The following is a 23233-nucleotide window of genomic DNA, read 5'->3' as shown; positions in this document are numbered from 1 at the left end:
CAGATGTCCACACGCACACTCATCTCACCGGCCCAGCTCGCCCGCCCGCGCGGCAAGGCGCTGTACTGGGTGGTCTTCGGCCTCGTCGTCGCCCTGTTCACCGTGGTCTTCCTGGGCCCGATGTACTGGATGGTCTCCAGCGGCTTCAAGGACACCCAGGAGGTCGTGCAGACCCCGCCGACGCTGGTGCCCGAGTCCTTCGAGCCCGACAACTACTCGCAGGCCTGGAACGTCATGGACCTGGCGAGCCTGCTGGGGAACACGCTGTTCTACGCGTTCGGCGCGCTCGCCTTCCAGCTGGTGTTCGACGTGGCGGCGGCCTACTCGCTGTCCAAGCTCCGGCCGGTCCTCGGCAAGGCCATCCTCGGTCTGATGCTGGCGACGCTGATGATCCCGGCGACCGTGCTGGTGGTGCCCCAGTACCTGACGGTGCTGGACGTGCCGATCTTCGAGCGCAACCTGCTGAACACGCCGTGGGCGATCTGGCTGCCCTCGGTGACCAACGCCTTCAACATCTTCCTGCTGAAGCGGTTCTTCGACTCGATCCCCCGGGAGCTGCTCGACGCCGCCTCCATCGACGGTGCCTCGCCGATGCGCACCCTCTGGTCGATCGTGCTGCCGATCTCGCGGCCGATCCTCGGCGTGGTGTCGATCTTCGCGATCGTGGGCGTCTGGAAGGACTTCCTCTGGCCCATGCTGACCCTGCCGGACCCCGCGAAGCAGACCCTGAACGTCGGGATCTACTCCCTGTCGAACGGGGTGCCCGTGAACGTGCTGATCGCGGCTCTCACCATGGCCTCACTGCCGACGCTCATCATCTTCCTGATCTTCCAGCGCAACATCATGAGCGGACTCACCGCCGGAGGGCTCAAGGGCTGAGGGGCCCGGGGCCGGGGCGCCTGCCGCCCGTCCTGCCTCCCCTTCCTCCCCTCCCTCCCGGCTCGTCCCGTCAACCTTCGCCGCCGGCCTGTCCGACGCCCCGCTCTGTCCGGGCCGGCGGCGAAGATCCACCCTGCCCGAAAGGACCGTCACGTGGCAGCCCCCAACTCGCACCGCACCGAAGACTGGTGGCGCGACGCCGTCATCTACCAGGTGTACCCCCGCAGTTTCGCCGACGGCGACGGCGACGGCACCGGTGACCTCGCGGGCGTGAGGGCGAGACTGCCCTACCTCGCCGAACTCGGCGTGGACGCCGTCTGGTTCACCCCCTGGTACGTCTCCCCGCTCGTGGACGGCGGCTACGACGTCGCCGACTACCGCACCATCGACCCCGCCTTCGGCACCCTGGGCGAGGCCGAGAAGCTGATCGCCGAGGCCCGGGAGCTGGGCATCCGCACCATCGTCGACATCGTGCCCAACCACGTCTCCGACCGGCACGCCTGGTTCCGGGCGGCGCTGGAGGCCGGGCCGGGCAGCGCGGAGCGGGAGCGGTTCCACTTCCGCCCCGGCCGCGGTGCCGACGGCGAACTGCCGCCCAACGACTGGCCCTCCCAGTTCTCCGGCCGCACCTGGACCCGGGTCCCGGACGGCGAGTGGTACCTGCACCTGTTCACCCCGGAGCAGCCCGACCTCAACTGGGCCCACCCCGAGGTGCGCCGGGAGCACGAGGACGTGCTGCGCTTCTGGTTCGAGCGCGGGGTGGCGGGCGTACGCATCGACTCCGCCGCGCTGCTCGCCAAGGACCCGGCGCTGGCGGACTTCGTGGAGGGCGTCGACCCGCACCCGTACATCGACCAGGACGAGCTGCACGACATCTACCGCTCCTGGCGCAAGGTCGCCGACGCGTACGGGGGTGTCTTCGTCGGTGAGGTGTGGCTGCCCGACGCCGAGCGCTTCGCGCGCTATCTGCGGCCCGACGAACTGCACACCGCTTTCAACTTCAACTTCCTGTCCTGCCCGTGGGAGGCGGACCGGCTGCGCCGCACCATCGACGACACCCTGGCCGAGCACGCCCCGGTCGGCGCCCCGGCCACCTGGGTGCTCTGCAACCACGACGTGACCCGCACGGTGACCCGGTACGGCCGTGCGGACACCGGCTTCGACTTCGCGAAGAAGGCCTTCGGCACCCCGACCGACCTCGCCCTGGGCACCCGGCGCGCACGGGCCGCCGCGCTGCTGACGCTGGCGCTGCCCGGCTCCGTCTACCTCTACCAGGGAGAGGAACTCGGCCTGCCCGAGGCGGACATCCCGCGCGAGCGGATACAGGACCCGATGCACTTCCGCTCCGGAGGCGTCGATCCGGGCCGGGACGGCTGCCGGGTACCGCTTCCGTGGGCCGCCGACGCGCCGTACTGCGGGTTCGGCTCGGAGACAGAGCCCTGGCTGCCGCAGCCGGAGGGCTGGTCGGCGTACGCGGCGGACCGCCAGGCCGCCGACCCGGAGTCGATGCTCTCGCTCTACCGCCGGGCCCTCGGCCTGCGACGGTCCACGCCGGGGTTCGGCGACGGCGGCCTGGACTGGCTGCCCGCGCCGGACGGTGTCCTCGCGTTCCGGCGCGCGGGCGGCCCGGTGTGCGTCGTCAACCTGTCCGCGGCGCCGGTCGAGCTGCCCGCGCACAGCGCCGTCCTGCTCGTCAGCGGGCCGCTGGACGAGGCTGGCCGGCTGCCCACGGACACGGCGGTGTGGCTGCGCGCCTGAGCCGTCGCCGGGCGGACCCCCTGCCGGCTCGGACGCCGAAGGGGGGTCCGCCGTCGCCGGTCGCCCCGTGGCAGGGCAGAATCAGGACAGGAGGCCGTGGGAGGAGGCGACGCGTGCGGGAACGAGCGTGGCTGGGCGGGCTGCGCCGCCCCCCGAATCCCCTGGTGAGCGGGCACCGGGCGGCACGGGGCGCGCTGCGGTCGATGTCGGAGGCGCTCGGCGCCCGCCGCCGCCTGGCCTGGCTGAACGCCGCGGACCTGAGCATCGGCACCACGCTGGACGTGCGGCGCACGGCGGAGGAGCTGGCCGACTTCACCGTGCCCGGGCTGGCCGACGGTGCCGCCGTGGACCTGCTGGACTCGGTGCTGCGGTTCCAGGAGGGCGACCGGGTCACGGGAGGCGAGGCACCGCGGCTCAGGGCGATGGCGGTGTCGGAGGTCGAGGGCCTGAACCTGGCGCCCGATCCCGTCGGCGAGCTGTCGGTGCACACCGCCGACCGGCTGGGGCAGCGGTGCCTCACCACCCGCAGGCCGGTGCTGGTGTCCCGGATGACGCGCGCCGACTTCGCCGTGATCGCCCCCTCGCGCGAGTCGTCGGACATCATGCGCCGGGCGGGCGTCCACTCCTACCTGGCGGTGCCGCTGATCGCCCGCGGGGTGCTGCTGGGGCTCGCCGACTTCGTCCGGGCCGGGCATCGGGCGCCGTTCAACCGGACCGACGTGGCCCTGGCCATGGAGCTGGCGTCCAAGGCCGCCGTCTGCATCGACAACGCCCGCCTCTACGGGCGCGAGCGCGACCACGTGGTGACTCTCCAGCGGGCGCTGCTCCCCCGGTCCAGTCCGAGCACCCCGGGTCTGGACGTGACCTCGTGCTACGACCCGGCCGCCGATCCGGCCGCGGTGGGCGGCGACTGGTTCGACGTGGTCGCGCTGCCCAGCGGCCGCACCGCGCTGATGGTGGGCGACGTGATGGGGCGCGGGCTGGCCGCCGCCGCGACCATGGGGCGGCTGCGCACGGTGGCCCGGACCCTGATGGCGCTGGACATCGCGCCCGAGCGGCTGCTGGCCCGGCTCGACCTGGCCGCCCGCGACCTGGAGGAGGACCAGGTCGCCACCTGTCTGTGCGCGGTCTACGACCCGTACGGCAGCACCTACCGCATCGCCAGCGCCGGGCACCCGCCGCCGCTGCTGACCGGGCCGGACGGCGCGGTGTCGTTCCTGGACGTGCCCGCGGGGGCGCCGCTGGGGACGGGGGTGATCCCGTACGACCCGGTCGAGCGCCCGGTGCCCGAACGGAGCCGGCTGACGCTGTACACGGACGGGCTGATCAGGTCGCGCACGGCCGACCTGGGCACCCAGCTGGAGCGGCTGCGCGAGGCGGTGGGCGGCGGCGTGCCCGAGGACGGCACCGAGTGCCGGGCGGTGGCCGAGCGGGTCGGCGGCGACCGGTCGGACGACGCGATCGTCCTGGCCGCGTTCGCCCGGCCGCTCGGTCCGGACTGCGACGTGTACGTGCGGGCGCTGCCGCCGGACGGCAAGGCCGCCGGGCAGGCCCGTACGGCGGTGCGCGAGCAGTTGGAGCGGTGGGGCCTGGACGAACTGGTCGACACCACGGAGCTGGTGGTCAGCGAGCTGGTCGGCAACGCCCTGCGGTACGGGAACGCCCCCGGGGAGCTGCGGCTGCTGCGGCACGAGCGGCTGTCCGTGGAGGTCTCCGACTCCGGCCCCGACCTGCCGCAGATCCAGCACGCGGACGTGAGCGACGAGAGCGGGCGCGGTCTCCAGCTGATCAACATGATGTGCCGGCGCTGGGGGTCGTGCCGCACGCCCGACGGGAAGGTGGTCTGGGCGGAGCAGGACCTGCCGGTGCGGGCCGGGGCGCCCGGCCCGCAGTAGCGTCCCCGCGGCCGGCCTAGGCGGCCTTGTCGAGGGCCGGGCGCTCGAACTGGGTGCGGTGCAGTTGGGCGTAGCGGCCGTCGACCGCGAGGAGTTCCTCGTGGGTGCCGCTCTCGACGATGCGGCCGGCTTCGACGACCAGGATGCGGTCGGCGGCCCGGACCGTGGACAGCCGGTGCGCGATCACCACGGCCGTCCGGCCCTGGAGGGCTTCGGTGAGGGCTTCCTGGACGGCCGCCTCGGAGGTGTTGTCGAGGTGGGCGGTGGCCTCGTCGAGGATGACGACGCGCTGGCGGGCCAGCAGCAGCCGGGCGATGGTCATGCGCTGGCGTTCGCCGCCGGAGAGCCGGTAGCCGCGCTCGCCGACCACGGTGTCGAGCCCGTCCGGCAGGGACCGTACGAGGTCGGCCAGGCGGGCCCGGCGCAGCGCCTCCCACAGCTCGCCCTCGGTGGCGTCCGGCCGGGCGAGGAGCAGGTTGGCCCGGACGGTGTCGTGGAAGAGGTGGCCGTCCTGGGTGACCATGCCGACGGTGTCGCGCAGCGACCGCGCGCTCAGCTCGCGCACGTCGACGCCGCCGACGCGGACGGTGCCGCCGTCGGTGTCGTACAGGCGCGGCAGCAGCTGGGCGATGGTGGACTTGCCGGCGCCGGACGAGCCGACGAGGGCGATCGTCTGGCCCGGTTCGGCGCGGAAGGAGAGGCCGTGCAGGACCTCTTCGCCGCCGCGGGTGTCCAGGGAGGCCACCTCTTCGAGGGAGGCCAGGGAGACCTTGTCGGCGGACGGGTAGCCGAAGCGGACGTCGTCGAACTCGACGGCTACCGGGCCGTCGGGGACCGGGCGGGCGTCGGTCTTCTCGTCGATGAGCGGGGTCAGGTCGAGGACCTCGAAGACCCGCTCGAAGCTGACGAGGGCGCTCATGACCTCGACGCGGGCCCCGGCGAGCGCGGTGAGCGGGGCGTACAGGCGGGTCAGCAGCAGGGCCAGCGCCACGACGGCTCCCGCGTCCAGGGTGCCGCGCAGGGCGAAGTAGCCGCCGAGGCCGTAGACGAGGGCGAGGGCGAGTGCGGAGACCAGGGTGAGCGCGGTGATGAAGGCGGCCTGGGCGGTGGCGGTGCGCACGCCGATGTCGGCGACGCGGCGGGCCCGGTCGGCGAACTCGGCGGACTCCTCCTCGGGGCGGCCGAACAGCTTGATCAGGGTGGCGCCGGGGGCCGAGAAGCGCTCGGTCATGCGGGTGCCCATGGCGGCGTTGAGGGCGGCGGCCTCGCGCTGCATGCGGGCCATGCGGCGGCCCATCCGGCGCGCCGGGAGCACGAACACCGGGAGCAGCACCAGGGCGAGCAGGGTGATCTGCCAGGACAGGGTCAGCATCACCGCGAGGGTGAGCAGCAGGGTGACCACGTTGCTGACCACGCCGGAGAGGGTGTTGCTGAAGGCGCGCTGGGCGCCGATGACGTCGTTGTTGAGACGGGAGACGAGTGCTCCCGTACGAGTACGTGTGAAGAACGCGACCGGCATGCGCTGCACATGATCGAACACGGCCGTCCGCAGATCGAGGATGAGTCCCTCCCCGAGCGTCGCAGAGAGCCTGCGGGAGAGGATGCCGAGCACCGCCTCCGCGACGGCGATGAGCGCGATGAGCAGGGCGAGGCGCACGACCGTGCCCTCGTCGCCGTCCGACACGATCGCGTCGACGACCTTTCCGGCCAGAACGGGGGTGGCGACGGCGAGCAGTGCGGTCGCCACCCCGAGCAGCACGAAGCGGACGATGCGGTGGCGGTGCGGGCGGGCGAACGCGCCGATGCGGCGCAGCGTGGCGCGGGCGAAGGGACGGCGCTCGTCTTTGGCGTTCATGACGCTGTACAGCTGCGTCCACGCCGTGGTCTCCATACTCATGCCGATGACCGTAGAACCTCGACCAACGTTGAGGTCAAGGCGGCACGGTCCGCGGTCCGTAAGCCGGAATCCGCGCGTCGGCCACCCGTAGTTGACGCGCCCGGGGGAATGTTCTGTGCTGTGACGACCGCGGTTCGAGTCTCCGAGAAGCCACTTCTGCACCGTGTCCCGGTGCGAAGGGTCCTGTGTGTGCTCCCGCTGCTCCTGGTGGGCGTGGTCGCGGTGCGGCACCGGTCCGTGCTGGCCGACGGCTTCGGCCAGCTCGCCACGGCCCGGTGGCCCTGGCTGCTGGCCGCGGCCGGCGCGACCTGTCTGACCTGGGTCGCCGCCGCCTGCACCCGGCAGGGCGCGGTGGTGGAGCGGCTGCCCGCGGGGCGGCTGCTGGCCACCCAGTTCGCGGCCGGCGCGGCCAACCACCTGCTGCCGACCGGGCTGGGTGCGAGCGCGGTGAACCTGCGGTTCATGACGGTGTGCGGGCTGCCGCTGGCCCGTTCCTCGGCCGCCCTCGCGCTCTACCTGCTGGCGGAGAGCGTCGGCCGCCTCGCCGTACTGGGCGCCCTGCTGATCGCGTTCCCCGGCGCACTGCGGCTGGGCGGCCTGCTGCCCGCGGGGGCCGTGGGGCCGCTGCTGGTGGTCGCCTGCGCGGTCCCGGTCGTGGCGGCGGTGGTGCTGGCGCTGCTGCCGCGGCTGCGCGGGGCGCTGCTCTCCTTCCTGCGGACGGCACTGGGCGAGGCCCGGTCGGTGCACGCCCGGCCGGCTCGCGCGCTGGCGCTGTGGGGCGGCGCGCTGGCGTTCCCCGCGTTGCAGGCCTCGGCACTGGTGCTGGTGGGCCGGTCGCTGGGACTGACGCTGCCCGCCGGGCACATGGCCGTGGCGTACCTCGCGGCGACGGTCGCGGTGGCGCTGGTGCCCACGCCGGGCGGCCTCGGTTCGGTCGAGGCGGCGCTGGTCGTGGCGCTGGTGGCGGCGGGCGGGCCGGCGGCCGTGGCCACGGCGGTGGTCCTGGCGTTCAGGCTGCTGACGGTGTGGCTGCCGCTGCTGCCGGGGGCGCTGACGCTGGCGGCGCTGGTGCGGATGCGGGTCATCTGAGCGGCGGTCCGGCGGGTCGTCCCGGGTGCGGTCGGGCGACGGTGACGTGGACCGGCCCGCCCCGGGGGTCGACCCGGTGCGTCCAGCGTGCCGTCAGCTTCAGCGGGCGGTGCGGGACGGCGGTGGTGAGGGGGAACCGCTCGCGGTGCAGGGGGCGGCCGTCCTGGGTGACGTACAGGGTGGGGCGGGGCAGCGGGACCGCGGTGCGCAGGAGGTAGGGGAGGCGGTCGTCGGGGGTGACGCGGTTGGGGGTGATGCGGAGCAGGGGCGGGCCGGCGAGGAGGGGGACGCCGCCGGGCCAGTTCGGGTCCGCCGGGCCCGTGCCGTCCTGGAGCCACTCGCGTACGGCGGTCGCGGCGTGCGCGCCCTCGCGGGCCGCCGTGGCCGCGCTCTCGACGGCGTGCAGCACGCTGCCGACCGCGAAGACGCCGGGCCGTGAGGTGCGCAGGGCACCGTCCACGGCGGGGCCGCGGGTGCCGGGGTCCAGGGTCAGCGCGGCGCGCCGGGCGAGTTCGTGGTCAGGGACGAAGTCGCCGGTGAACACGACGGTGTCGCAGGGCAGCACGGTGGTACGGCCGTCGCGGTGGCGTACCCGCACGCCCGACAGGCGCCCGCGGCCGAGGAGTTCGGTGACCGTGGTGCCGGTGAGCACGGGGGTGCGGTGCCGCAGCCGGGCCGGCCGGGCCCACCAGGGGGCGGCGGGGGCCCGGGGCAGCTCCGTGACCAGCGCGAGGACCTCCGCTCCGGCGGTCCGTACGGTGTCGGCGGCGGCGTGGGAGACGCCCTCGGCGCCGACGATCACCGCGCGGGTGCCGATGTGCTGCCCGTACAGGTGGACCGCCTGCTGGAGTTCGCCGGTGGTGTACACGCCGGCCGGGCGGGTGCCGGGGACGAGGCGGGCGGCGCGGGGGCGTTCGCGGGCGCCGGTGGCCAGGACCACCGCGCGGGCGGCGAGGGTTTCGGCGCCCTGGGGTCCCACGGTGGTCAGCGCGCGCGGGCCCGCCCAGTCGAGGGCGGTGACGCCGGTGCGCAGCTCGGCTCCGGCGCGGGCGGCCGCATCGGCGAGGAGGCGGGCGTGGGCCGGGCCGGTCAGCGCGTGCGGCAGGTCGCCGAAGCCCCGGTGGGCGCAGTGTCTGGGCACTCCCCCGGGCGACTGCTCGCACTCCAGGACCACGACGCGGGCGCCGGTCCGCGCGAGCCGGGCGGCGGCGGTGAGCCCGGCGGGCCCGGCTCCCACCACCAGGACGTCGACCTGTCGGCTCGTCACCCCTGCGCCTCCTCGAACAGTGCCCGTACCGCCGCCCCGCAGTAGAAGCCCTGGCAGCGGCCCGCCCGGGCCCGGGTGCGGCGGCGCAGTCCGTCCAGGGAGCGGGGCGGGACCGGCCCGGCGAGGGCGTCGCGGATCTCGCCGCGGGAGACGCGTTCGCAGTGGCAGACCAGGGTGCCGTACTCCGGGTCGGCGGCGACCAGGTCGGGCCGCTGGTGGGGGCGGGGGAAGGCCTCGCCGAGGTTCGGCATCCGGACCGGTTCGAGCGGGCGCCGGGCGCCGAGGTGGAGGCCGGTGTCCGCGAGGAGGCCTGTGACGTGCGCGGCGATGGCCAGGGAGGCGGTGAGGCCGGTGGAGCGGATGCCGCCGACGGTGACGTAGCCCTGGTGGGGGTGGGCGGCGATCCGGTAGTCGTCGTGCTCGGTGGCGGCGCGCAGGCCCGCGTAGACGGCGGTGACCTCCTCCTCCAGCAGGGCGGGGAGGATGCGGCGGCCCTGTTCGCGCAGGCGCCGCAGCCCCTCGGCCGTCGAGCCGGTGTCGCCCTTGTCGTCCAGGTCCTCGGCGGTGGGGCCGAGCAGGACGTTGCCGTAGACGGTGGGGGCGACCAGGACGCCCTTGCCGAGGGCGGTGGGGACGGGCAGCAGGATGTGCCGGACCAGGGCGCGGGCGAACTTGTCGTGGACGACCAGCTGGCCCCGGCGCGGGGTGACGGTGAAGTCGTCGTGGCCGAGGCTGCGGTCGAGGGTGTCGGCGTGCAGTCCGGCGGCGTTGACGAGCCGCCGGGCGTGCAGGGGGCCGCGCGGGGTGTCCAGCCGGTGGACGCCGTCCGCGTGACCGGCGTGCGTGACGGGCGCGTCGAGGTGCAGGTCGACCCCGGCGCGGACCGCCTGGGTGGCGTACGCCAGGGTCGTCGTCCACGGGCAGATGATGCTCTCGCCGGGTACGTGCAGCGCGCCGAGCGCGCCGGGGCCGAGGCGGGGCTCGCGGGCGTAGAGGTCGGCGGCGCCGAGGACGCGGGTGTCGTGGCAGTCGTTGCGGCGGGCCTTCTCGGCGAGGCGGGGCAGCGCCGCGAGCTGCTCCTCGTCCCAGGCGACGAGCAGGGCGCCGACGCGTTCGACGGGGATGCCCGACTCGGCGGCGTACGCGGCGAGTTCGCGGGAGCCCTCGCGCACGAGCCGGGCCTCCAGCGAGCCGGGCACGGCGTCGAACCCGGTGTGCAGGATGGCGGTGTTCGCCTTGGAGGTGCCCTGCCCCACGTCGTCCCGCGCCTCGACCAGGGCGACGCGCAGCCCCGGGTGGTGTGCGAGCCGCCGGGCGATGGCGCACCCCACGACCCCGGCCCCGACGATCGCCACGTCGTACGGCTCGACGGGCGGCGCTCCCGACCCCGACCCGGTGACGGTCACGCGGGGCCCCCGGCGAGCAGCGCGGTGACCGCCTCGCGGAAGCGGGTGCGGCGCTCGGTGGCCTCGTCGGTGGTGATGCGGGGCTCGTACACGGAGGTGGGTCCGGCGACGGGGAGCGCCTCGGCCAGGGTGCGGGACGGGTCCGCGCCGAGCCGGGCGAGGGTGCCGACGCCGAGCGCGGTGGCGTCCGGCAGCGCGGACACCTCGACGGGGCGTTGCAGCAGGTCGGCCTGGGTCTGCATGAGGAGCGCGGAGCGGGTGAGGCCGCCGTCGACGCGCAGCACCGTCAGCGGGGTGCCGAGGTCGGCCGCGGCGGCGTCGGCGAGTTCGGCGACCTGGGCGGCGAGGCCCTCGCACAGGGCGCGCACCAGGTGCCCGGGGGCGGTGTCCAGGCCGAGGCCGGTGAGCGAGCCGCGCAGGTCGCCGCGCCACCAGGGGGCGGCCAGCCCGGCCAGTGCCGGGACGAAGGTGACGCCGCCGGTGTCGGGAACCGTGGCGCCGACGGGGTCGAGGTCGGCCGCGCCGGTGATGACGCCGAGGCCGGTGAGCCACCGTACGGCGGAGGCGGCCGTGTACACCTGGCCGTCCAGGCAGTGGTCGGTGCGGCCGCCGAGCCGCCAGGCGACGCAGGCGGCCAGGCCAGAGGCGCCCCGGCGCGGTGTGCCGCCGGTGTGGGCGAGCAGGAAGGCGCCGGTGCCGTAGGTGCACTTGGCGGTGCCGGGTTCGGTGACGCGCTGGGCGAGCAGCGCGGCCTGCTGGTCGACGGCGAGTCCGGTGAGCGGGAGTTCGGGTCCGAAGGCCCGCGTGGTGCCGACGTGGGCGGCGTTGTCCACGACGGCCGGGAGCCGTTCGCCGGTCAGGCCGTACAGCTCCAGGGCGCGCGGCGACCACTCGGCGCGGTCGAGGTCGAGGAGCTGGGTGCGGGAGGCGGTCGCGGCGTCCGTGACGTGGGCGCCGGTGAGTCGGTGGACCAGCCAGCTGTCGGAGGTGGTGACCCGTCCCTCGCGGGTGAGGTGCCGTCGTATCCAGGCCATTTTCGGCGCGGCGAAGTACGGGTCCAGGGGCAGTCCGGTGAGGTGGCGCAGTTCGTCCGCGTGGTCGTCGAGTTCGGCGCAGAGGGCGGCCGCCCGGCGGTCCTGCCAGACCAGTGCGCCGGTGAGCGGGCGGCCGGTGTCCGGGTCCCAGGCGAGCACCGTCTCGCCCTGGTTGGCCAGGCCCAGCGCGGTGACCGGCTCGCCGGCGTCGGCGAGCGCCCGGCGCCCGGCGTCGACCACCGAGCCGTACAGCTCCTCCGGGTCCGCCTCGACCAGGCCGCCGGGCAGGTACCGGGGCCGGACCTCGGCGAATCCGGTGCCGACGACGCCCCGTTCGGGGCAGATCACCAGCGCCTTGGTGCCGGAGGTGCCCTGGTCGACGGCGAGTACCGCGTCCGGCATCCGCACCTCCCGGCTCCCGCGCCGACGGCCTCGGCGATCACTGCGTGCCAGCCTGCCCGCCCGGACACACCGCGTCAAGGGTGACTGACTGTCAGTCAGTTCCCCCTGGTGACAACGGTTTTGCGCCGCTGTGGCAAAAGCGAACAGAGGCGGAACCTCCGCCTCTATAGTGTGCGCCGACCGCTCGACCACCGCACCGCCGCCCCCGGGGAGGGCTGTTTGTCACGCCATGCTGCCGTAGGGTCCGTTCCGCTCCTCGCAGCGGACGTGTGATGGCCAGAGACGGAGCACAGCCCGCCTACGACCCCGCCGGCCACGACACCGCGCTGCGCTCCGCCCTCCAGGAGGTGCGGGCCGGTCGCTGGATGTCGATGCGCATCCTGCTGGAGCAGACCGGCTCCTGGTCGCAGTGGACGCGCCGCACCCAGGTGCTGGCCGCCTCGGCGGCCGGTACGGACGTGGTGCGCGCCTGGCTCGCGGAGGAGCCGCACAGTGCGGCGGCCGCGGTGATGCACGCCCGGGTGGTCGTGGAGCGGGCGCTGCGGGCCTACCGCGAGGACCACGCCCGCACGCGCGAGCTGTGGCTCCAGGCCTGGCACGCCTGCGACGCGGCGACCCGGGCCGCGCCCCACGACCCGGTGCCGTGGGTGTGTCTGCTGGCGCTGGCCCGGCTGGACGAGGGGCAGCGCTGGGAGGAGCACCGGATGGCGCCGCCGGAGCCGATGCTGCCGCCGGGGCCGTGGGGGCTGCTCGCCGAGGCCGGCAGGCGCGACCCCTACAACCGGGAGGCCCACCACCGCATGCTGCAGTTCCTGTATCCGCACGGCGGCTCCGAACGCCTGGCCCGGGCGGCCGGGTTCGCGCACTGGGCGGCCGGATCGGCACCACCCGGATCGGCGCTGCACGTGCTGCCGCTGTACGTGCGGGTGGAGCGCTACCGGCGCTCGGGCGCGCGGGAGGCGGCACTGGATCTGCACTGGGTGGCGGAGGACGCCGCCCGTGAGGCCCGGCAGGCGTTCGACTCCTGGTTCACGCTCTCCGCGCCGGACGAGCGGTCCCTGCCGGACCTGAACCACCTGGCCCACGCGCTGTGGGGCGCCCTCCGGTTCCGGGAGGCGAACCAGGTGTTCGACGCGCTCGGCCCCTACTGGACGCCGCTGCCCTGGGCCTGCCGGGCCCCGGGCGACGGTTCGGCCGGGCGGGCGGTGGAGGTGTTCCTCCAGGCCCGCACGCGCAGCCGTTCGGCCGCCCGTGGCCGCGGCCACGGCCGACGGCGCCCCTGACCCCCCACCCTTCAGTCCCCGGAGGTTTGCCATGTCCCGCCCCTCTGAACCGTCGGCCACCGATGAGGAACAGCGTCTGCGCGAACTCGGCTACCGGCCGGTGCTGGCCCGCCGCATGGGCGGCTTCGGCAACTTCGCGATCAGCTTCTCGGTGATCTCGATCCTCTCCGGCTGCATGACCCTGTACGGCTTCGGCATGGGCACCGGCGGCCCCGCCGTGATGCTGTGGGGGTGGGCGGGCGTCGGCCTGTTCGTGCTGTGCGTCGGGATGGCGCTGGCCGAGGTCACCAGCGCGTATCCGACGTCGGGCGCGCTGTACTACATGGCCGACCGGCTCGGCGGCCGGCGCTGGGGCTGGTACACCGGCTGGCTGAACCTGCTGGGGCTGCTCGGCGCGATCGCCGGCATCGACTACGGGGCGGCACTGTTCACGGGCGCGTTCCTGAACCTCCAGTGGGGTTTCGAGCCGACGCCGGAGAAGACGATGCTGATCTTCGTCGTGATCCTGCTGCTGCACGCCACCCTCAACCTCTTCGGCGTACGGCTGGTCAGCGTGCTCAACTCGGTCAGCGTGTGGTGGCACCTGGCCGGTGTGGCGCTGATCGTCGGCGCCCTGGTGATCGTCCCCGACCACCACCAGTCGCCGTCCTTCGTCTTCACCGAGTTCGTCAACGACACCGGCTGGGAGAACCCGCTGTACGTGGCCGCGATCGGCCTGCTGCTCGCGCAGTACACCTTCTCCGGCTACGACGCCTCCGCCCACCTGTCCGAGGAGACCTCGAACGCCTCGGTGTCGGCGGCGCGCGGCATCGTGCGGGCCATCTGGGTGTCGTGGCTGGCGGGCTTCGTACTGCTGGCCGGACTGACCTTCGCCATCCAGGACTACGACGCGACGCGGGACACCGCGACCGGGGTGCCGCCCGCGCAGATCCTCCTCGACGGCCTCGGCACGGACGGCGCGAGCGCGCTGCTCCTCGTGGTGATCGTGGCGCAGTTGTTCTGCGGCAACGCCGAGGTGGCCGCCGCCAGCCGGATGGTGTTCGCGTTCAGCCGGGACGGCGCCCTGCCCGGCTCGTCGCTGTGGCGCAAGGTCTCCGCCCGCACCCAGACCCCGGTCGCCGCGGTGTGGCTGTCGGTGACGGTGGCCTGCCTGCTGGCGCTGCCGTCCCTGTACTCCGCGACCGCGTACGGCGCGGTGACCGCCATCAACGTCATCGGCATCACCCCGGCGTACGCCATCCCGGTGCTGCTGCGGCTGCGGGCCGGCGACCGGTTCACGCCGGGGCCCTGGAACCTGGGCCGGTGGAGCAGGCCCATCGGGTGGGTCGCGGTGGTGTGGGTGGCGTTGGTCACCGTGCTGTTCTGCCTCCCCCAGTCGTCCCCGGTGACGGTCGACACGATGAACTACGCCGCCGTCGCCCTGGTCGTCGTACTGGTTTTGGCCACGGTGTGGTGGTTCGTCGCCCGCCGTTCGTACGGCACGCCGACGACCGCGGCCTACGGCGACGACCGTGAGCAGGCGGAACTCGCCGAGGGCATCGTCTGAAACGCCCCGATCCGCCCTCCGGCACGGGTACGGAACACCGCCCGGGATACGGCAGGATGATCCCTCGCGCCGGTCGAACTGCCTTGCGGTTCGGCCTGATCGCGCATCCCCGACATCCCGTAGTCATTCCGTTGGAGGCGGCCGGTGACCGAGGACCTGACGATGGATCATCTGCTGCCCGCCGGCATCGCGCTGGGGGCGGGTCTGCTGGGCGCGTTCCTGCTGCGCGTGCTGCTGCGCTGGCTGGCCGGCCATGCCGGGCGCACCCGCTGGGGCGGCGACGACGTGATCGTGGCCGCGCTGCGCACGATGGCACCGTGGGCGGCGGTCGCGGCCGGGGTGGCCGGTGCGGCGGCGGCGCTGCCGCTGACGCGCACGGTGCAGCACAGCGTCAACCAAGTGCTGCAAGTGCTGCTGATCTTCGTGGCGACGGTGACGGCGGCCCGGGTGGTCGCCGGTCTGGTGCGGACGGTGACCGTGTCCCGCTCCGGGGTCGCCGGGTCGGCCACGATCTTCGTCAACATCACCCGGATCCTCGTGCTGGCCATCGGCTTCCTGGTGATGCTGCAGACGCTGGGCGTCTCCATCGCGCCCATGCTCACCGCCCTGGGCGTGGGCGGTCTGGCGGTCGCGCTGGCCCTCCAGGACACGCTGGCCAACCTCTTCGCGGGCATCCACATCCTCGCCTCCAAGACCGTGCAGCCGGGCGACTACATCCAGCTCAGCAGCGGCGAGGAGGGCTACGTCGAGGACATCAACTGGCGCCAGACCACCGTGCGCGAGCTGTCCAACAACCTGGTGGTGATCCCGAACGGGCAGCTCGCGAAGTCGAACATGACCAACTTCATGCGGCCCGAGCAGCGGCTGACGGTCCTGGTCCAGGTCGGGGTGTCCTACGACAGTGACCTGGACCACGTGGAGCGGGTGACGACCGAGGTGATCTCCGAGGTGATGACGGAGGTCGGCGGCGCGGTGCCGGAGCACGAGCCGGCGATCCGCTTCCACACCTTCGGCGACTCGCGGATCGGTTTCACGGTGATCCTGGGCGTGGGCGAGTTCAGCGACCAGTACCGGATCAAGCACGAGTTCATCAAGCGGCTGCACCGGCGCTACCGCGCGGAGGGCATCCGGATCCCGTCGCCCGCGCGGACGGTCGCGCTCCAGCAGGGGACCGTGGTCCTGCCGCAGCAGCGGGCGGGCGAGGACGTCGTCCCGCTCGCCTGAGCGCGGCGTGGCCGGAATCTCCCCGCGACCCCTGTCGAGCCGAGGTCGATCACGAGATATCTTGATGTCGAGCAATGTTGCAGACGTGGAGCGGAGCACCCGGTGACTGACTCGACCATCATCTATACACACACTGACGAGGCCCCGGCCCTGGCGACGTATTCGTTCCTGCCGGTGGTCCGGGCGTATGCCTCGCAGGCGGGTGTCGCGGTCGAGACCCGCGACATCTCGCTGGCCGGCCGCATCATCGCCCTGTTCCCGGAGTACCTCGCCGAGGACCAGCGCATCCCGGACGCCCTCACGGAGCTGGGCGAGCTCGCCAAGACGCCCGCCGCCAACATCATCAAGCTGCCGAACATCTCGGCGTCCATCCCGCAGCTCAAGGCCGCGATCGCCGAGCTGCAGGGCCAGGGCTACGCGCTGCCGGCCTACCCGGACGACCCGAAGACCGACGAGGAGCGCGACGTCCGCGCCCGCTACGACAAGGTCAAGGGCTCCGCGGTCAACCCGGTCCTGCGCGAGGGCAACTCCGACCGCCGCGCCCCGGCGTCGGTGAAGAACTACGCCAAGACGCACCCGCACCGCATGGGCGCCTGGACCGGCGAGTCCAAGACCAACGTGGCGACCATGGGCGAGAACGACTTCCGGTCCACCGAGAAGTCCGCGGTGATCGCCGAGGACGGCACCCTGCGCATCGAGCTGGTCGGCGACGACGGCACCACCACGGTGCTGCGCGAGTCGGTACCGGTGAAGAAGGACGAGGTCGTCGACGCCTCCGTGCTGCGCGTCGCCGCGCTGCGCGAGTTCCTCACCGCGCAGATCGCCCGCGCCAAGGCCGAGGGCGTCCTGTTCTCGGTGCACCTGAAGGCCACGATGATGAAGGTCTCCGACCCGATCATCTTCGGCCACGTGGTCCGCGCCTTCTTCCCGAAGACCTTCGCCCAGTACGGCGACGTGCTGGCCAAGGCCGGCCTCACCCCGAACGACGGCCTCGGCGGCATCTACAAGGGCCTGGAGTCCCTGCCCGAGGGCGCCGAGATCAAGGCGTCCTTCGACGCCGAGCTGGCCGAGGGCCCGGAGCTGGCCATGGTCGACTCCGACAAGGGCATCACCAACCTGCACGTGCCCTCGGACGTCATCGTCGACGCCTCGATGCCGGCCATGATCCGCACCTCCGGCCACATGTGGGGCCCCGACGGCCAGGAGGCCGACACCCTCGCGGTCCTGCCGGACAGCAGCTACGCCGGGGTCTACCAGGTCGTCATCGACGACTGCCGCGCCAACGGCGCCTTCGACCCGTCGACGATGGGCACCGTCCCGAACGTCGGCCTCATGGCGCAGAAGGCCGAGGAGTACGGCAGCCACGACAAGACCTTCGAGATCCCGGCCACGGGCACGGTCCGCCTGGTCGACCAGCACGGCAACGCCGTCCTGGAGCAGACTGTCTCCGCCGGTGACATCTTCCGCGCCTGCCAGGCCAAGGACGCCCCGATCCGCGACTGGGTCAAGCTCGCCGTGACCCGCGCCCGCGCGACCGGCGACCCGGCCGTGTTCTGGCTGGACGAGGACCGCGCCCACGACGCGCAGCTCATCGCCAAGGTCGAGCAGTACCTGGCCGAGCACGACACCGAGGGCCTGGACATCCGGATCATGTCCCCCGTCGAGGCGACCAAGCTGTCGGTGGAGCGCATCCGCCGCGGCGAGAACACCATCTCGGTGACCGGCAACGTGCTGCGCGACTACCTCACCGACCTGTTCCCGATCCTGGAGCTGGGCACCAGCGCCAAGATGCTCTCGGTCGTCCCGCTGATGGCGGGCGGTGGCCTCTTCGAGACCGGCGCCGGCGGCTCCGCCCCCAAGCACGTGCAGCAGCTGGTCAGGGAGGACTACCTGCGCTGGGACTCGCTCGGCGAGTTCTTCGCCCTGGTGCCGTCCCTGGAGCAGTACGCCGAGGCCACCGGCAACACCCGGGCCAAGGTCCTCGCGGACGCCCTCGACCGCGCCACGGCGACCTTCCTCAACGAGGACAAGTCCCCGACCCGCCGCGTCGGCGGCATCGACAACCGCGGCAGCCACTTCTACCTGTCCCTGTACTGGGCGCAGGAGCTGGCGAAGCAGACCGACGACGCGGACCTGGCCAAGGCCTTCGCCCCGCTCGCCGAGACGCTCACCGCGAGCGAGCAGAAGATCGTCGAGGAGCTGAACGCCGTACAGGGCAAGCCCGCCGAGATCGGCGGCTACTACCAGCCCGACCCGGCGAAGGCCGCCGCGGTCATGCGCCCGTCGGCCACCTGGAACGAGGCGCTGGCGTCCCTCGCCTGATCCTCCCCAGGCCCGCACGGACCCCCGGCACCCCGTCTCCGCCCCGCGGAGGCGGGGTGCCGCCTCGTCACCACTCCCGTGGGGCGATCAGCTCCTCCGGGTCCGCGTCCGGGAAGCCGTAGGCCACGGCGACGAACCAGAAGGCCTCGCCGATCTCCTCCCGGGCCGTGGTCTCGATCTCGCTGCCCGCCTCCTCGAAGGCCGCCTCCAGCTCGTTGAACTCCTCGGTGGCCGCGTGGGTCAGCGCGTAGAGCTCCGCCGGGCCGGCCGGCCGGTCCGCCTCGACGCGGGCACACAGCCGGAGCAGGATCTCGCGGCCCCGGTCCACCACGTGGTCGGGGAAGTAGTCGTCCTCGTACAGACCCCCCAGAAACCGATGTGCGGTCACCCGCTGATTGGTGATCGGCATGACGCCCCCTGTCCTCGCTGCCCGGCACCGTCCCCGCGATCCTGCCGCACCCCACTGACAACGCCCCGGGAGCCGCCCCGTGACCGACGCCCCGCCCGCCTTCGAGCTGCTGCCGGGCGCCCCGCGCTCCCCCGTGCTGCTGCACGTGCCCCACTCCTCCCGCGAGGTTCCGGCCGACGTCCGGGCCGGCCTCGTCCTGTCCGACGCCGGGCTGGAGCGGGAGCTGGACCACATGACCGACTCGCACACCGCGGAGATCGCCGGGCGGGCCGCCGGGCTGGCCGGTCTCACGCCCTGGCGGTTCGTGAACCGGGTGTCGCGGCTGGTGGTCGACCCGGAGCGGTTCCCCGACGAGCGGGAGGAGATGGCGGCCGTCGGGATGGGCGCCGTGTACACGCGGACGTCGCACCGCGAGGAGCTGCGCCGTGCCGGCACGGCCCCCGCGCCGCTGATCGAGCGGTACTTCCGGCCGTACGCGCGGGCGATGACCGAGGCCGTCGCCGACCGGCTCGCGGCCACCGGCCGGGCCGTGATCGTCGACGTGCACTCCTACCCGGCCGAGCCGCTCCCCTACGAACTGCACGGCGACGGCCCGCGCCCGCCCGTCTGCCTGGGTACCGACGCCTTCCACACGCCGCCCGAGCTGCTCGCCGCGGCCCGGGAGGCGTTCGCCCCCTGCGGGGAGACCGGCCTGGACAGCCCGTTCAGCGGGACGTACGTACCGCTGGACTTCTACGGCACCCGGGGCGAGGTCGGTGCGCTGATGGTGGAGATCCGCCGGGACACCTACATGACGGAGCCGGGCGGTCCGGCCGGTCCGGGGCTGTCCCGGCTCGCCGGGGCGCTGGCGGCGCTCGTCGACGCAGTGTCGGGCTGAGGACGACGGGCCGGTCCGGTCCCACCGGCTGGAGCACTCCCGCGCGACAGCCGGGCGGGTGCGCGGCGAGGGTGGGGGGATGACGCAGGAGACCAGCACGCTCACCGGCCAGTCGCCGCCCCCGGTACGGGACTGGCCCGCCCTCGACCTGGACGGCCCGGAGTTCGACCCGGTCCTCGCCGACCTCATGCGCGAGGGCCCGCTGACCCGCGTCCGGCTCCCGCACGGCGAGGGCTGGGCCTGGCTGGCGACGCGGTACGACGACGTGAAGGCGATCACGAACGACCCGCGCTTCGGACGGGCCGAGGTGACCCGACGTCAGATCACCCGTCTCGCACCGCACTTCAAGCCGCGCCCCGGCTCGCTCGCCTTCGCCGACCAGCCCGACCACAACCGGCTGCGGCGCGCGGTCGCGGGCGCGTTCACCGTCGGCGCCACGAAGCGGCTGCGGCCCCGGGCGCAGGAGATCCTCGACGGGCTGGTGGACGGGATCCTCGCCGAGGGCCCGCCGGCCGACCTGGTCGAGCGGGTCCTGGAGCCCTTCCCGATCGCCGTCGTCAGCGAGGTGATGGGCGTGCCGGCCGCCGACCGGGAGCGGGTGCACTCCTGGACCCGGCAGATCATCTCGACCTCCGGCGGTGCCGAGGCCGCCGAGCGGGCGAAGCAGGGCCTGTACGGGTGGATCACGCAGACCGTCCGGGCCCGGGCCGGCAGCGACGGCACCGACGTGTACGCGATGCTCGGCGCCGCCGTGGGCCGCGGCCAGGTCGGCGAGACGGAGGCCGTCGGGCTCGCGGGGCCGCTGCAGATCGGCGGCGAGGCCGTCACGCACAACGTCGGCCAGATGCTGTACCTGCTGCTCACCCGCCCCGAGCTGATGGCACGGATGCGCGAGCGGCCCGGGGCGCGCGGCTCGGCGCTGGACGAGCTGCTGCGCTGGATCTCGCACCGCACGTCGGTGGGCCTGGCCCGCATCGCCCTGGAGGACGTCGAGGTGCACGGGACGCGCGTCGCCGCCGGTGAGCCGGTGTACGTCTCGTACCTGGCCGCCAACCGCGACCCGGACGTCTTCCCCGACCCGGACCGCATCGGCCTGGACCGCGACCCCAACCCGCACCTGGCGTACGGCAACGGGCACCACTTCTGCACCGGCGCCGTGCTCGCCCGGATGCAGACCGAGCTGCTCGTCGACACGCTCCTCGACCGGCTGCCGGGGCTGCGGCTCGCGGTCCCGGCCGAGCAGGTGGCCTGGCGCCGCAAGACCATGATCAGGGGTCCGCGCACGCTGCCCTGCGCCTGGTAGCCCCGCACACCCGCGTCCGGCGGGCGGCACCCGTCAGGCGCGCAGCCACTCCGTCACGACCACCTCCCGGCCGGTCCGCAGCCGCAGTGCGAACGGACCGGCGGGCGGGGCCTCGCCGGTGAAGCGGCCCATGTCGTCCGCGGTCAGCCGCGCGTGGGCCCGCGGGCCGCTCAGCACCTCGATCCCGGCGGGACCCGGCGGCAGCAGCTGGCCGATCAGGCCGTCCGCGGTCACCTCGACGTCGACGGTCACCGCGTCCGTGCGGAAGGTCAGCATCCGCGGCGGGTCCGTCTCCCCCCTGACCGGGATGCCGTCCACCAGCGAGTCGAAGGTCAGCTCGGCGACGCGGGCGTCCAGGTCGTGCAGCACGAAGGCGTCGACGGCCGTCCGCCGCAGCTCGGCCGGGACCGGGTCCAGGATCGCGGCGGCCTGCCGCAGCTCCTCCTCCAGCAGATCGTCGTGCAGTTCCGCGTCACGCTCGTCGTGCTCGTCGTGCTCGTCGTGCTCGTCGTTGAGATCGCTCATTTGGTCCCCCGTGCCTCCAGCCGGGCCCGCAGCCGGCGCAGACAGCGCTGGCGCATCGGCCCGATGCTGCCCACCGCGATACCCAGCGCGGCGGACACCTCCTGATAACTGGGCGGTGGCGAGGAGATCAGCACCCGCAGCAACTGGCGGCACCGCTCGCCCAGTTCCTCGAACTCCTGCCACAGCAGCCGTACGCGCTCGGTCTGCGCGGCGGCCTCCTCGGAGTCGAGCACCGACTCCTCCGGCGTACGGTCCTCGCTCGGCCGGTCGAGCAGCTGTGGATCGTCGGTCGGCGTCCACCGCTTGGAGGCCTTGAGCAGCTTCAGGCACTCGTGCCGTGCCGTGCTCGCCAGCCAGGAGCCGGTCTTCTCCGGTTCCCTGATCCGCCCCAGATGCTGGGCGAAGCGGAACCAGGCGGTCTGGTACACCTCGTGCGCGTCGGCGTCGGACAGCCCGTGCGACCTGGCCACGGACCACACGAGCGGGCCGAGTCCGTCCACCAGTGACTTCCAGGCCGCCGCGTCCCCGTCGGCCGCCGACTGGACGAGCGCCCCGACATCTGCACGGTCCACGGTCCCACCCCTCGTGTACGACCTGACATCGTACGCCGTGGAGTGGATGGTTCCGACCGCCAGCAGGCCGTTCACGACCCGCCGTCCGACGGATCGACCGGGACCGGGCGCCAGGTGGGCGGCAGCAGCGCGGGCACGTGCGCCCCGCGCACCTCCGCGTACTCGGTGTTGGCCGCGAGCAGTTGCCGGCCGGCCGCGCGCGGGTCGGCCTCCTTGTGCGCCGTCATGCGGGCGGCGACCAGCCCCGCGACCACGGGGGTGGCGAAGGAGGTGCCGCTCCACTGCGCGTGCCCCTCGAACATCACCTGGTCCGGCTTGGCGGGCGCCTCGCCCGGCTCGCTCAGCACCCCGTTGTGCCGGGGGTACTGGCAGGTGCAGGCGTAGGTGAAGCCGAACCGGCAGGCGTCGTAGGTGGAGTGCTGGTAGACGTACGGCACGGGTGTCCCGAAGCCGGTGAGGGCGCTGGTGAGGCGCTCGCCCGGGGCGTAGGCCCGCACCCAGCCGCCGTGGTTGCTGAAGCAGGCGCCGAACTCGCCGTCGGAGCGCAGCGCCCCGATCGACAGCACCGAGTCCTCCCAGCCGGGCAGGGTGGCGTAGGCGGCGGGCCAGAAGGGCGTGGCGCTGGCGTTGTTGCCCGCGGCGGCGACCAGCAGGGTGCGCTGGTCGCGGAGTTCCTCCATGAAGGCGTGGACGCCCAGCAGGCCGTCGGTGCGGCCGTTGGAGGTGCCTGCGGAGAGGCTGAGGACCTCGGGCCAGCCGCCGCGGTCGACGGCCTCGAAGAGCTTCTCGCCCAGCTCCGACTCGAGGATGGCGCCCGCGTCGTTGAGGGTGTTGCTGACGGTCACGTCGGTGTTGGGCGCGACGGCGGCGACCAGCCCGGCGATGAAGGTGCCGTGCCCGACGTACTGGCACAGGACGCCGTCGTCGTCGCACTCCCTGATCTGTGCGTCGCCCTCGGTGTGGGCCAGCAGCGGGTAGGACCGGTAGTCGTGCATGAGGCCGGTGTCGACGACGAGTACGCCGACGGCGGTCCCGGCGTCGTACGGCGCCGTGTCGGCGGCCGGGTTGGGCGGCTCGCTCAGCGGGACGGGCACGGGCTCGTCGCCGGGGCAGGCGTTGACGGCGATGGAGACGACGTGGTTGCGGCTGATCAGCCGGCGGCCCGCGCGGCCCTCCACCGTCCTGAGGGAGCGCAGGGCGTGGGCGACGGTGGGGTCGCCGTCGCGGGCGCCCTCGCCGGGGTCGGCGACCTGGATGCGGGTGATGCCGGTGCGGTTGGACTCCGGGCTCGCCCGGCGCACGTGGTCCGGTGTGAGTCCGGCCATCGTGGTGAAGTGGTCGCGCACGGTGTCCTCGACGAGCCGGGCCTCCTCGCCGTCGCGGGCGAGGACGACGCCCTTCTCGTAGAAGAACTCGGCCGAGTCGTCCGGGCCCATCGCCAGCGGGACGTCCGGCATCGAGCGCTGGATCTGGTCGAACTGCTCGCGGAATCGCTGTGGTGCCATTCTTGTCCTCCACTGTGGCGGTGGCGGTGACGACGGCCGG

General features: G+C 73.8%; 18 protein-coding genes. 10 read left to right on the top strand and 8 right to left on the bottom strand.

All coding sequences use genetic code 11. The features are described 5' to 3' along the window. Window positions 1–3 precede the first annotated feature (3 nt). From ACH4D3_RS05195 to ACH4D3_RS05185, 3 genes are all read left to right on the top strand, one after another. Window positions 4–879 (top strand): carbohydrate ABC transporter permease, encoded by an 876-nt coding sequence (locus ACH4D3_RS05195; RefSeq protein ID WP_388525113.1) that lies wholly within the window; start codon window positions 4–6, stop codon window positions 877–879. Window positions 880–1032: 153 nt separating this feature from the next. After that, complete coding sequence (locus ACH4D3_RS05190) at window positions 1033–2637, top strand: glycoside hydrolase family 13 protein (protein WP_398316440.1); 1605 nt, start codon at window positions 1033–1035, stop codon at window positions 2635–2637. A gap of 113 nt (window positions 2638–2750) precedes the next feature. Then, entirely contained in the window at window positions 2751–4532 is a 1782-nt protein-coding gene (locus ACH4D3_RS05185) for a SpoIIE family protein phosphatase (RefSeq protein ID WP_398316438.1), read from the top strand. Between the two features lie 16 nt (window positions 4533–4548). On the opposite strand, the gene ACH4D3_RS05180 is transcribed toward ACH4D3_RS05185, so the two are convergent. Next, window positions 4549–6423: an ABC transporter ATP-binding protein gene (locus ACH4D3_RS05180; RefSeq protein ID WP_398316667.1), complete on the bottom strand. Its 1875-nt coding sequence runs from the start codon at window positions 6421–6423 to the stop codon at window positions 4549–4551. A 195-nt stretch (window positions 6424–6618) separates the two neighbouring features. Here ACH4D3_RS05180 and ACH4D3_RS05175 point away from each other — a divergent pair, with 195 nt between their 5' ends. Further along, a complete protein-coding gene (locus tag ACH4D3_RS05175; protein ID WP_398316665.1) occupies window positions 6619–7518 on the top strand; it encodes a YbhN family protein in 900 nt (299 codons plus the stop codon). Here the strand turns inward: ACH4D3_RS05175 and ACH4D3_RS05170 are convergent. Genes ACH4D3_RS05170 through ACH4D3_RS05160 form a run of 3 tightly spaced genes read right to left on the bottom strand, consistent with a single transcriptional unit; the run spans window position 7511 to window position 11627 of the window. Then, the gene (locus ACH4D3_RS05170) at window positions 7511–8785 is read right to left on the bottom strand and encodes an NAD(P)/FAD-dependent oxidoreductase (RefSeq protein ID WP_398316436.1); all 1275 of its coding nucleotides are present in this window, start codon (window positions 8783–8785) and stop codon (window positions 7511–7513) included. The two genes, ACH4D3_RS05175 and ACH4D3_RS05170, sit on opposite strands and share 8 nt — an antisense overlap. After that, a complete protein-coding gene (locus ACH4D3_RS05165; protein WP_398316434.1) occupies window positions 8782–10191 on the bottom strand; it encodes an FAD-dependent oxidoreductase in 1410 nt (469 codons plus the stop codon). The genes ACH4D3_RS05170 and ACH4D3_RS05165 overlap by 4 nt, the downstream gene beginning before the upstream one ends. Continuing rightward, a complete protein-coding gene (locus tag ACH4D3_RS05160) occupies window positions 10188–11627 on the bottom strand; it encodes an FGGY family carbohydrate kinase (RefSeq protein ID WP_398316432.1) in 1440 nt (479 codons plus the stop codon). The genes ACH4D3_RS05165 and ACH4D3_RS05160 overlap by 4 nt, the downstream gene beginning before the upstream one ends. A 272-nt stretch (window positions 11628–11899) precedes the next feature. Between ACH4D3_RS05160 and ACH4D3_RS05155 the strand changes: the two genes are divergently transcribed. The 4 genes from ACH4D3_RS05155 to ACH4D3_RS05140 all read left to right on the top strand — a co-directional run bounded on the left by ACH4D3_RS05155 (window position 11900) and on the right by ACH4D3_RS05140 (window position 18002). After that, a complete protein-coding gene (locus ACH4D3_RS05155; RefSeq protein WP_398316430.1) occupies window positions 11900–12910 on the top strand; it encodes a hypothetical protein in 1011 nt (336 codons plus the stop codon). Window positions 12911–12941: 31 nt separating this feature from the next. Next, window positions 12942–14456: an amino acid permease gene (locus ACH4D3_RS05150; RefSeq protein WP_398316428.1), complete on the top strand. Its 1515-nt coding sequence runs from the start codon at window positions 12942–12944 to the stop codon at window positions 14454–14456. A gap of 162 nt (window positions 14457–14618) precedes the next feature. Continuing rightward, window positions 14619–15680 carry a mechanosensitive ion channel family protein gene (locus tag ACH4D3_RS05145; protein ID WP_398316663.1) on the top strand — a complete coding sequence of 354 codons (1062 nt, stop codon included), beginning with the start codon at window positions 14619–14621 and terminating at the stop codon, window positions 15678–15680. Window positions 15681–15782: 102 nt separating this feature from the next. Further along, window positions 15783–18002, top strand: coding sequence for an NADP-dependent isocitrate dehydrogenase (locus ACH4D3_RS05140; protein WP_398316426.1), 2220 nt, complete (start codon window positions 15783–15785; stop codon window positions 18000–18002). Between the two features lie 67 nt (window positions 18003–18069). Here the strand turns inward: ACH4D3_RS05140 and ACH4D3_RS05135 are convergent, their stop codons facing one another. After that, the gene (locus ACH4D3_RS05135; RefSeq protein WP_398316424.1) at window positions 18070–18411 is read right to left on the bottom strand and encodes a DUF5713 family protein; all 342 of its coding nucleotides are present in this window, start codon (window positions 18409–18411) and stop codon (window positions 18070–18072) included. Between the two features lie 79 nt (window positions 18412–18490). Between ACH4D3_RS05135 and ACH4D3_RS05130 the strand changes: the two genes are divergently transcribed. Continuing rightward, a complete protein-coding gene (locus ACH4D3_RS05130) occupies window positions 18491–19288 on the top strand; it encodes an N-formylglutamate amidohydrolase (protein ID WP_398316422.1) in 798 nt (265 codons plus the stop codon). A 79-nt stretch (window positions 19289–19367) separates the two neighbouring features. Then, entirely contained in the window at window positions 19368–20591 is a 1224-nt protein-coding gene (locus tag ACH4D3_RS05125) for a cytochrome P450 (RefSeq protein ID WP_398316420.1), read from the top strand. A 33-nt stretch (window positions 20592–20624) separates the two neighbouring features. On the opposite strand, the gene ACH4D3_RS05120 is transcribed toward ACH4D3_RS05125, so the two are convergent. The 3 genes from ACH4D3_RS05120 to ACH4D3_RS05110 all read right to left on the bottom strand — a co-directional run bounded on the left by ACH4D3_RS05120 (window position 20625) and on the right by ACH4D3_RS05110 (window position 23193). Then, entirely contained in the window at window positions 20625–21116 is a 492-nt protein-coding gene (locus tag ACH4D3_RS05120) for a hypothetical protein (protein WP_398316418.1), read from the bottom strand. Continuing rightward, entirely contained in the window at window positions 21113–21688 is a 576-nt protein-coding gene (locus tag ACH4D3_RS05115) for an RNA polymerase sigma factor (protein ID WP_087811748.1), read from the bottom strand. Before ACH4D3_RS05115 ends, ACH4D3_RS05120 begins: the two co-directional genes overlap by 4 nt. Window positions 21689–21759: 71 nt before the next feature. Beyond that, window positions 21760–23193, bottom strand: a complete 1434-nt coding sequence (locus ACH4D3_RS05110; protein WP_398316415.1) for a S8/S53 family peptidase — start codon at window positions 23191–23193, stop codon at window positions 21760–21762. Window positions 23194–23233: the final 40 nt, after the last annotated feature.

It is taken from the genome of Streptomyces sp. NPDC018026, assembly GCF_044327745.1.
Lineage (GTDB): Bacteria > Actinomycetota > Actinomycetes > Streptomycetales > Streptomycetaceae > Streptomyces > Streptomyces rubrogriseus.
This window is presented reverse-complemented; position numbering and strand designations above follow the sequence as displayed.